At 74.0% G+C, this 10,700-nt stretch carries 6 protein-coding genes; 5 read left to right on the forward strand and 1 reads right to left on the reverse strand.

Annotation, left to right across the window (positions count from 1 at the left end):
- Window positions 1-120: 120 nt before the first annotated feature.
- The 4 genes from ABD901_RS53200 to ABD901_RS53215 are packed head-to-tail and all read left to right on the forward strand — an operon-like array spanning window position 121 to window position 7,650.
- Window positions 121-1,053, forward strand: coding sequence for an ABC transporter ATP-binding protein (locus tag ABD901_RS53200; RefSeq protein ID WP_345142467.1), 933 nt, complete (start codon window positions 121-123; stop codon window positions 1,051-1,053).
- Window positions 1,050-1,724 (forward strand): ABC transporter ATP-binding protein, encoded by a 675-nt coding sequence (locus tag ABD901_RS53205; RefSeq protein ID WP_345142470.1) that lies wholly within the window; start codon window positions 1,050-1,052, stop codon window positions 1,722-1,724. The genes ABD901_RS53200 and ABD901_RS53205 overlap by 4 nt, the downstream gene beginning before the upstream one ends.
- Window positions 1,724-4,912, forward strand: a complete 3,189-nt coding sequence (locus tag ABD901_RS53210; protein WP_345142472.1) for an FtsX-like permease family protein — start codon at window positions 1,724-1,726, stop codon at window positions 4,910-4,912. The genes ABD901_RS53205 and ABD901_RS53210 overlap by 1 nt, the downstream gene beginning before the upstream one ends.
- The gene (locus ABD901_RS53215; RefSeq protein WP_345142475.1) at window positions 4,909-7,650 is read left to right on the forward strand and encodes an FtsX-like permease family protein; all 2,742 of its coding nucleotides are present in this window, start codon (window positions 4,909-4,911) and stop codon (window positions 7,648-7,650) included. Before ABD901_RS53210 ends, ABD901_RS53215 begins: the two co-directional genes overlap by 4 nt.
- A 141-nt stretch (window positions 7,651-7,791) precedes the next feature.
- On the opposite strand, the gene ABD901_RS53220 is transcribed toward ABD901_RS53215, so the two are convergent.
- Window positions 7,792-9,483: an RICIN domain-containing protein gene (locus ABD901_RS53220; protein ID WP_345142478.1), complete on the reverse strand. Its 1,692-nt coding sequence runs from the start codon at window positions 9,481-9,483 to the stop codon at window positions 7,792-7,794.
- A gap of 854 nt (window positions 9,484-10,337) precedes the next feature.
- Between ABD901_RS53220 and ABD901_RS53225 the strand changes: the two genes are divergently transcribed.
- Window positions 10,338-10,700 (forward strand): endo-1,4-beta-xylanase (locus tag ABD901_RS53225; RefSeq protein ID WP_345142480.1); only part of this gene is annotated, 363 nt, incomplete at its 3' end.

Here is a 10,700-nt window from a genome sequence, read left to right on the forward strand (position 1 = left end):
CTGCGGTGGCGGCGTCGTCGCGGGCGGTGGCGGCGTCGTCGCGGACGGTGCGGTACGCATGCCGCGTCGATCTTTGTGGGATGCTGGCCCGAACCCCGGCAACCGCGGCATTGGAGGGCGATGTCCGGCATCCCGCTGTCACTGCCGCCGCCGGCCCCGCGGGCGGCCGAGTTCGGGCGGGACGCGCTCATCGTCTGTGAGAGTCTCGTGCGGATCTACCAATCCGGTTCCGTCGAGGTTCAGGCGCTGCAAGGCCTCGACCTGGCCGTGAACAGCGGCGAGATGCTCGCCGTCGTCGGGGCGTCCGGTTCCGGCAAGTCGACGCTGCTGTCCATCCTGGCCGGCATCGACGCGCCGACAGCGGGGCGCGCGCGGGTGGATCGGTGGGATCTGCTGGCGATGTCGCGGGCCGAGCGGGTGGAGTTCCGGCGGCGTACGGTCGGGTTCATCCGGCAGCAGACGGCGAGCAACCTCGTTCCCTACCTCACCGCGCGGCAGATGGTCGGCCTGCCGATGACCGCCACCCGCACACCGGCGAAGCAGCGCCGAAACCGCACCGGCGAGCTGCTGGACGCGCTCGGCATCCACGAACTCGCCGACCGCCGGCCTGAGCAACTGTCCGGCGGGCAGCAGATGCGGGTGGCGATCGCGGTGGCGCTCGCGAACCAGCCGCGGGTGCTGCTGGCCGACGAGCCGACCGGGGAGCTCGACACCGACACGGCGGCCGAGGTCTTCGCGGTGCTGCGGGACGTCAACCGGCGCTTCGGGGTCACCGTCGTCGTCGTGACCCACGACCCGGCGGTGAGCGGCCAGGTCGAGCGGACCGTGGCGATCCGTGACGGGCGCACCAGCAGCGAGGTGCTGCGACGCACGGCGACCGACGCGGCCGGCGACTCACACGTCATCGCCGAGGAGTACGCGGTGATGGACCGCGCCGGGCGGATCCAGATCCCGCGCGACTTCCGCGAGGCGCTGGCGTTGACCCGCCGGGTCCGCCTGGCGCTGGAGCCGGACCACGTGACGATCCGGCCGGACACGGATCGCGACGGATGAGCGCGCCGTTGCTGCGGGTGCGCGACGTGCACCGACGCTTCGGCCGGGGACCGGTCGCCGTGCACGCCCTCGATGGCGTGTCGTTCGACGTGGACGCGGGCACGATGGTCGCGCTCGTCGGGCGGTCCGGCTCGGGCAAGACCACCCTGCTCAACGTCATCGGCGGGCTCGACCGCCCGGACGAGGGCACCGTGCACATCGACGGTGTCGACGTCACCGCGCTCGACGAGGACGGGCTGTCCGGGCTGCGCCGCGAGAAGGTCTCCTACGTGTTCCAGACCTTCGGGCTGATCCCGGTCCTGTCGGCCGCGGAGAACGTCGCCGCGCCGCTACGGCTGGCTCGGATGCCGGCCGCCGACCGGGAGCGACGCGTCGCGCTGCTGCTGGAGCTGGTGGGCTTGGCCGAGCATGCGCAGCAGCGCCCGGGCGAGCTGTCCGGCGGCCAGCAGCAGCGGGTGGCGATCGCCCGAGCCCTGGCCGCCTCGCCGCGGCTGCTCATCGCCGATGAGCCCACCGGCCAGCTCGACGCCGAGACCGGGCTGTCGGTGATGGCGCTGCTGCGCGGCGTGGTCGAGTCGGAGGGCGTTACCGCCCTGGTGTCGACCCACGACGCGGTGATGATGGCGCTGGCCGACCGGGTGATCAGCATCCACGACGGTCGGCTGGGCTGATGCTGACCCTGCTCGCCCGCCGCGCCGGCGCGCAGTGGCGGCTGTTGCTTGCCCTGCTCGGGGTCGTCACGATCGGCGCGACGCTGCTGGGCACCTGCGCGCTCCTGACGACCCGCACCGCCGAGCGGGCGTTCGAGATCGCCGCGGCGCGGGCCGCCCCCGAAGCTGTCGATGTCACCGCGTATACCGGAATCATCGAGGGATTCGACGCGGCCGCAGTCGCCGCCGAAACCCGCGGCGTGGTGATCGCCGCGGTCGCGCCGTTCACCGCGACCACGACCACCCGGGCGTCGAGCGTTCTGCGGGCCTTGCCCACGGGCCTTGCCGCCGGTACTACGGTGCCGCCCCAGACCTACCTGGAGGCGATGGACGCCCTGCCGGCCCAGGCGCAGCTGATCGAGGGGCACTGGCCGGGCGGTGCGGGCGGCCCGCTGGAGGCGGCGGTGCTGGAGACGACCGCCCGGACGCTCGGCCTGACCGTCGGTAGCCGCGTCCGCCTCGGTGCGGAGCTCGCCCACGCCCCCGTCCCGGCGCTCGACGTCACGGTGGTCGGCGTCGTGCGGCCGCTGCCGGGTATCGGCTGGGACCGCGACTCGCTCGCCGCGGCCGGCTTCGTCGCCGGCTACCGCGACGGACGCTATGGGCAGCCGGTCAACGTCTACGGCCCGCTCCTCGTCGACCTCGCCGCTCTGCTCCACAGCGGCGCGACGCTGGACCGGCTGGAGGTCAGCGCGCATCCGGATCTGTCCGCCCCGTCGCGGCGGGACCTGGACGCCGTGGCCGGGACGGTGAGCGATGCCGACCGGCGGCTGGGCGCGGCGCTGGGCGACCGTGCGCATTTCGAGCGCGTCTCATCCGATCTGCCGCTGACGCTGCGCGCCGCCGACGAGCAACGGCGCGTCACGGGTGCGGTCGTGCTCGCCGTCGCCGCGCTCGGCGCGGTCCTGGCCGCGACCGCGCTCGCGCTGGCCGGCCGGCTGACCGCCGTGGTCCGCGCGGAGGAGACGACCCTGCTGTCGGCGCTGGGCATCCGCCGTGTGCAGCTGGCCGCCGCCGCGGTCGTCGAGGCCGGGGCGCTGGGCCTGCTCGCAGCGGCGCTGGCGATCCCCGGCTCGTCGGCCGTGCACGCCGGCCTGACCCACCTGCCGCCGCTGCGTGGCGCCGGGCTCGCCACCGGGCCGGCCGTGACGGGCGTGCAGGCGCTCGCCGTCGCCACCGGTGCGCTGGCCCTCGCGGCGCTGCTCGTCCTGCTGGCGCCGCGCCCGACGCCGGCCGTTGACCGCCACCACCGGCGTGAGCTGCTGGCCCGCTCCGGGATCGACCTGCTGCTCGTGGCATTCGCCGCCGCCGGGTGGTGGCAGCTGTCCGCGCAGCCGGACGGCGCCACCGCCCGCGTCGATGCGGTCCGCGTGCTCGCCCCGGCGCTGCTGCTCACCGCGGGCGCCGCCCTGGCCCTGCGGCTGGTGGTGCCGGCCCTGCGCGGCATCGACCGCCTGGCTCGCCGCACCCGGGGGCTGATCATGCCGCTGGCCGCCGCCGAGGCCGCCCGCCGCCCGCACGCGGTCGCCGCGGGACTGCTCGTCGCGCTGGCCGGCGCCACCGGCACCTTCGGTGTCGCCTTTGACGCCACGTGGCATCGATCGCAGTCCGACCAGGCCGAACTGGCCGTCGGCACCGACCTGGCGCTCGCCCTGGCCCGCCCGCCGGTCGCCGGGCAGGGCGCGGCCGTCGCCGAGGCCACCGGTGGCGCGGTCAGCCCAGCCGTCAACCGCGGAACCGCCGTCGGGCAGTGGCTCGGTGGCACCGGTGCCGTGCCGCGGCTCGTCGCCGCCGACACCGCCCGCGCGGGCATGCTGCTGCGGGGCCGGCTCGACGGCGAGCGCACCTGGACCGACGTCGGCGCCGCCCTCGCGCCGCCGGGCCCGGTCGTCGGCGTCGCCGTACCGGCCGGGGCGACGCTGCTGTTGTCAGGGACCGCCGGCGGCGCGACCGGGCTGACCGTGACCCCCCGGCTGCTGGTGCAGGACGCCAGCGGCCTGCGCACCACCTGTACCGGTGCGGCCCTGCCGCTCGACGGCCGGGAGGTGCCGCTGCCGGGCTGCGCCCCGTCGGACGGGCTGCGCCTGGTCGCCGTGTCGTTGCCGGTGTCCGCCGACTCGGCCGGTGACGTCGAGGCGCTCGCCGGCCGCGTGAAGGTTGCCGTCGCGCTGACCGTGCCCCCGTCCGCCGGCGTCGACCGGGACCCCGTACCGCCGTGGACCGCCACGTCCGCGCCGCCGGCGCCGGGGCGGCTCATCGACCCGACGGTCACGATCGCCGGCTCGGCCCGCGGTACCACCCTCAACCTGGCGGCGACCGTCCAGCTCGGGGGCGATCCGGACGCCGCGCACAACCTCGTCGCGACCGCGTTCCCGGACCCGGGACGGGTGCCCGTCGCGGTCTCCTCCCGGTTCGCCGAGCAGACCGGTGCCCGCCCCGGCTCCCGACTCAGCGTCACGGTCGGCACCACGCCGGTCCCGGTCGTCGTCGCGACGGTGCTGCCAACGGTGCCCGGCGCACCCGGCGCCGCCGCCGTCCTCGCCGACCTCGACACCCTGTCCCGGGCATTGGCTGTCGTCGGCGACCTGACCTACCCGGTCGACGCCTGGTGGGTCGGGCGCCCGACGCAGACCGGCGCCGCCGAGCGGGCAACCGCACTGCGGCTGGGCACCGTCACCACCCGGGCCGGGGAAACCGACCGCCTCACCGGCGGTCCATTGCGGGCCGGGCTGCCGGCTGCGCTGCGGCTGCTGATCCCGGCCGCCGGGCTGCTGCTGCTCGCCGGCGTCGTGCTGCACGCCACCTGCGACCTGCAGCTGCGCGCGCTCGAGGTGGCCCGCCTGCGCGGGCTCGGCCTGTCCCGGCGCGACATCCGCGGCGTGCTGTTCGGCCAGCACGCCGCGACGCTGGTGCCGCTGCTCGCCGCGGGCGCGATCGTCGGCGCGCTCGCCACGGCCCTGGTCGCGCCGCTGCTCGTGCGCTCCGAGATCGGCGCCGCGCCCGTCCCGGCCGCCCGGCCGCACTGGCCGTGGGGCGCTGAGGCCCTGCTGCTGGCGGCGCTGCTGGCCGGATGCGCGCTCGCGGTCGCTGCGGTGGTCGCCGTGCAGATCCGCCGCGCCGACGCCGCGCACCTCAGGGTGGCCTCATGAGGGGTACTGCCCTGCGCCGGGCCGTGCGCCGTCTCGTGCCCGCGCCGCACTGGCCCAGCGTCCGGGGCCGCGCTCGCGCCGACGCCGGACCGCTGTTGCTCGCCGCCACCATCGTCGCCGTGGTCACGCTGCTGGCCGGCGCGGTGCCGCCCCTGCTGGGCGCCACCGCCGACGACGCCGTCCAGGACGCGGTCCATCGCGCCGGCGGTGACGCCGACGTGCTGGTGCGGACCGACTGGGAACCCGACGACGGACCGACCGGTGGCCGGGTCCGCATGCCGCACCTCGCCGAGGACGTCGACACCTTCCGCGACCGGGCGTCGGACGCGCTCGGCCCCGATCTGGGCGCGGCGCTGCAGCGGCCGGTCGCCGTCGTCACCAGCCCGGTCCTCAACGTGACCGACGGCGGCGTGCTGCGCACCTTCCAGCTCACCTACCTGGCCGGCGACGCCGGCGGACCGGGCGTCACGTGGATCACGGGCGGCCCGCCCGGTTCCACCCCCATCGATCCCGACCGGTCCGTCGAGCTTCCGTTCAACGCACCGCCCTGGCCGGTGCAGGTCGGTCTATCGGAGGCGGACGCCGCCGCGCTCGGCCTGCGCACCGGCGACCACATCCAGCTCAAGGACACGCAGCAGCAGGTCAAGGACGTCCGAGTGAGCGGCGTCTTCCGGGCCGCCGACGACGCCGACCCCGTGTGGCGCCTCGCCCCGGCGCTGCTGCGCCCGGTGCCCGGCGCCGACGGGGCGGGAACCATGCGCACGGCAGGCCTGCTGTCGCGGGAGTCGCTCTCCGACGCCCGCCTGGCCTTCGACGCCGAGCAGCTGCAGCAGACCGTCCGGTTCGCGCCGCAGCCGGACGCGCTCAGCTGGGCCACGGCCGCCGGGCTCGGCCGCACCGTCGTCGAGCTCAAGGCCACGTCGGGATCGTCCGGTGCCGCCGACGGTTCCCTGCGGTGGGAGTCGCAGCTCGATGCCGTGCTGCACGACGCGCTGACCCAGGTCGATGCCGCGTCCACCCAGGCGTCGGTACTCCTCGCCGGCATCCTGCTCGGCACGGTGCTCGTGCTGCTCCTCGCCGCCGACCTGCTGGTCCGCCGCCGCGCCGCGGCGCTGACCGCCGCCCGGCAGCGCGGAGCCGGCCTGCCCGACATCGGCGCGGAGCTGCTGCTCGAGGCCGCGGCAGTGGCGCTGCTCGCCGCGGCCGCCGGCCTGGCCGCGGCCCGCGCCCTCGCCCCTGGCGTCTCCTGGTCGTGGATAGTCCCCGTCCTCGTGGCGGCGGCCGCCGCCGGTCCGGCCCTCGGCGTCCTCACCGCGGCCCGGGCGACCCGCAACCGGCGCCGGCCCGCCAACCGGGCGGCCCGGCGCTGGGCCCGAGACACCGGCCGGCTGCGGCGCGCCGCCCTGGAAACAGCAGTCCTGATCGCCGCGGCCGCCGCGTTCACCGCGCTGCACCAGCGCGGCCTCGCCCCCGCCGGCTCGGCCCTGCCGGTCAGCGCACCCGCCGTCGGCGCCCTCGCCGCCGCGCTCGTCCTGCTGCGGCTGTTTCCCGCCGGGGCGCGCCTGGCGCTGCGGCGGGCGCTGCGCTCGCGCCGCCCCCTGGCCGTCTTCGGCGCTGCCCAGGCGGCCGAGACCTCCGGCCGCGCATTGCCGCTGCTGACGCTCGCGAGTGCCACCGCGATGACCTCGTTCGCGCTTGTCCTGGCCGCCACCACCGGACAGGGCCTCATCGACGGCGCCTGGCGAACCGTCGGCGCCGACGCCCGCCTCGATATCGCCCCCGATGCCGAGGCATCCACGCCCATGCTCGCCGAGCGCGTGGCCGCGGCGCCCGGGGTACGGCAGGTCGTCGCCGCGCAGGTGACCGACCGGGCGCGGGTCATCGCCGACTCGATGGTCGTCGCGCCCCGCTTGGTCGTGGTGGACGCCACCGCCTTCCAGCGGCTGCTGGCCACCACACCGCTGCCCGACGCGCCGGCGCTGGCGCGGCTCACGACCACCGTGGGCGGCGCCGTCCCCGCGCTCGTACGCTCCGACGACGGCAGCCTGCGCCCCGGCATGCGGCTGCAGCTGCCCCGCGACAACGCCCCCGCGATCGACCTCGCCGCCGTCGGCACCTCACCCGCCGTCGGCGATGCCGATGCCGTCGTCATCGTCGACGCGGCCCGCCTCGCCGCCGCCGGCCTGCCCACCACCCCGAACACCCTCTGGGTGAGCGGTCCCGGAGCCGCTCGGGCGCTCCCGGCCGACGACGTCGCCGCGACCGTCGTGCTGCGCGCCGAGGTGCTGCGGGAGCGCCGCGACGCGCCCCTGACGTCGGGGCTGCTGCGGCTGGCCCGGACCGCGGCCGTGGCCCTGCTCGTCCTCGGACTCGTGGGATTTGCCCTCGGGGCTGCGGCCGGTGCGCCGCAGCGTTGGCAGACCCTGGCCCGGCTGCGCACCCTCGGTCTGCGCTCGCGCGACGTCCGCCGGATCGCCGCGGGCGAGCTGTCACCGCCGGCCGTGGTCGCCGCGGTCGGCGGCCCGTTGCTGGGTATTCTGCTGGCCCGCCTCACGCTCGGCCCCCTCGAGTTGCGGCTCCTCACCGGACAGGCGAACGACCCGGCGACGGTCTCGCCGTGGTGGCAGCTCGGGCTGGTCGCCGGCGCGTTGGTCGTGGCGGCTGCCGCGGTGGTGCGCGTCGAATCGGCCCTTCGCCGTCGGCGGCAGCTCGGCGAGGTGCTCCGCGTGGGCACATGACCTGTGGTTCGCGCCGCGCCGCGCGATGGGGCCAGCCGTCGGCTCGGCGTGCGCCGGCGCTAGCGGGCACGGGCGGGTGGGTCCGGCGTCGGACACGCCCGCCCGTGCTCATCTTCGAACCGTCGTTCCGTCCGGTCGATCTCAGACCCTGGCCAGGTTCCAGAGGTGGTCTGCCGTGCCGTTGTCGCCCCATTGCAGTACCTGCGCGCCCGAGCTGGTGCTCATGTTGGTGACGCCGAGGACCAGGCCGCTGTTGACACTGCGAATCTTGTAGTGCCCGGCGCCGTCGGAGTCCACCGACCAGAGGTGGTCGGCCGTACCCGTGTCACCCCAGACCAGGGCTGTCGCTCCCTGGCTGGTGGAGGCGTTCTGGATACCGAGGACCAGGTTGCTCAGCTGGTTGACGATTTTGTACTGCCCGTTGCCGACGGATGTGAGCGTCCAGATCTGCGACGTGCTGCTGCTGCCGGTGGCCTGGACGACGGCGGTGCCCCATGCGGTCCCGGAGTTCAGCGTGTCGAGCCGCAGGTTGCTGTTGGCGTTGGTGATGCGGTAGGTACCGGCCAGGTCGGTCGGGGGGCCGCCGGAACCGGCAGTGATCGTGATGCGGTACGCGTTGTTGGTCGCCATCGTGATCGGGACGGAGATCGAGCCGTTGGACGGCGTGTAGGTCGCGGTGGAGACGGTGCTCGGCCCCGATGATGCGACGGTGCGGCCCAGCGACACCGTCTGCTCGACCTTCACGCTGACCGTGCTGCCGAGGCTCAGCGCGTTGAGTCCGTTGACCGTCACGGCGCAGGACCCGTTGCAGTTGCCGACGATGACGCTGACCTGGTTGCCGCCCGACGGCACCGCGGCGAAGCCATCGATGCCGGTCTGCGCCGGCGGGGTGGCGACGACCATGTTGCCGCTCATCGCGGCGTACCAGGTGTAGAGCCAGTACGCGGCGTTCGGGCTGCCGCCTCTGGCGGTCAGCAGGTCGCCGAGGGTGCCGGACTGGTTCCAGAAGGCGAGCTCCGCGTCGCGCACGCCGAGGCGTTCGAACTTCGCGATGTAGCCGACCAGCGGGCCCGGAAGCCCGACCTCGCCCGGCGCGGCGTACTCCTCGATGGCGATCGGCCGCCGGCTGATGCCGAGCTGATCCTCGATGGCCTGGACGGCGGCCACGTCTCCGGCGATCTTGGAGGATCGGGTGAGTTCGTGCCACGCGAGGATGTCGGGCACGGTGTTCGTGGCGACGGCGTTCTGCAGGAAGTTCCGCATGTCGCCGATGTTGTCCGAGAAACTGGGGCCCTGGATCGGCTTGTTCGGGTCGAGCGATCGGACCTGGCGGAACGTGGTGGTCCAGAAGCTCTCGTAGGTGCCGTTCGCCGAGTTCCAGGTGTTGTCGGACTCGTTCCACAGTTCGTACGCGGAGATGCTGTTGTAGTACGAAGCCCCCTTCATCGCGGTGATCTGCGAGTTGATGAAGGGCGTCCACGTACCCCAGCTGAACTGGTAAGGCCAGCCGGCGTAGTAGTCGGAGAGGCGGTTGACGAGCTTGGCGCCGACGCCGACGGCCGTCGGCGCCACGACGGAGATGTCACCGGTGGGCTGCTGGCGGCCGCCCGCGGGCATCTGTACGAACGTGTTGGGCTTGATCGCCTGCGCCAGAGCCAGTGTGGGCTGTGACGCGTTCGCGAGTCCGTAGAGGCTTCCGGTCGCGACGTGGGTCACGGGGCGCAGCGTCTGGCTCGCATTGACGACGAGCGTGTTGGCGGCGGTGGCGGCCGACGCCGGGCTGAGCACGAACCCGGCGGACACCAGCACGATGGCGGCCGCGACCGACGCCATGAGCCCGATGCTCCGGCCTCCGCGCGGCCTGCGTGTTCGGATGGTCTGCGACATGCTTGCTGTCTTTCCTTTCCAGGCGATGGCGGCTGACGGGGGATGGTTTGCCGCAACGAGATGCGCGCAGCAGGAAACTGGGCGGAAATCGTTTTCCTTGACGCTAAGAGGTGCCACGAACAGGTGTCAAGGCGCGTTGCACCCACCCGGCAAGGAAACTAGGAAAATCTGTGACTGGTCAGTTTCTCGACTGCGGAAGTGCTCCCGACATAACCGAAAATCGGCAGCCACTTCTTGCGCTGTACGTTTCGGCTCGGTCCGCACCGGAACCGGTGTTGTCGCCGACGGTCATCGGCATTGAGAGGCCCGGTGTGCCGCCGGCCAACGCATTTTCGAAATCGCGGACCATGGCATATTCACCACGTTCGTGCGAGGTGGCCGCAATTGCCTTTCGAGAAACCGTTATGAACGGCCGGGCCGCCGAGTCGTTCGCGAAACTTCCGCGCCTGGATTCGGGTGCCAGCTTCGGTTCTCTGCGCCTCTTGGAGGCCATTCACCTGCACAGATAGCACGGTTGAGCATCTTGTCGGGCTCGTCCCGGCCGAAAATAGGCGTCGTCACTCTTGAATGTTTTGAAGGGGTCTGGCAACCTCGCGGTCCGAGGTGTGAACGTTCCGCTCGGCGCTCGCCGATTGACCAGTCCGGTCGGCGCACAAGGTCGCGCCCGGTCGAGCATGTTAGCGCTCACGTGGCGCATTTGTTTCGGAACTAAGGAGGCCAAGGTGGCTAGAAGCCCCTCCGCCCTTCGTGGCGGGACCCGACGGAAGAGATCACTCACCGTCAGAGCACTGATCGCCGGCGTGGTCGGTGTCGTGGCGGTGGCCACGGCCGCGGTGATGATGCCGTCGGCGGATGCGGCGGCGAGCGCCCTGGGCCCGGCCGCCGCGCAGTCGGGCCGGTACTTCGGCACGGCGATCGCGGGCGGCCGGCTCGGCGACTCGACGTACACCACCATCGCCGGGCGCGAGTTCAACATGGTGACGGCCGAGAACGAGATGAAGATCGACGCGACCGAGCCCCAGCGGGGGCAGTTCAGCTTCAGCGCCGGCGATCAGATCTACAACTGGGCCACGCAGCGCGGCATGAAGGTGCGCGGGCACACCCTGGCGTGGCACGGGCAGCAGCCGGGTTGGATGCAGAGCCTTTCCGGCTCCACGCTGCGG

This window comes from Dactylosporangium darangshiense (genome assembly GCF_039537565.1).
Taxonomy (GTDB): Bacteria; Actinomycetota; Actinomycetes; order Mycobacteriales; family Micromonosporaceae; genus Dactylosporangium; species Dactylosporangium darangshiense.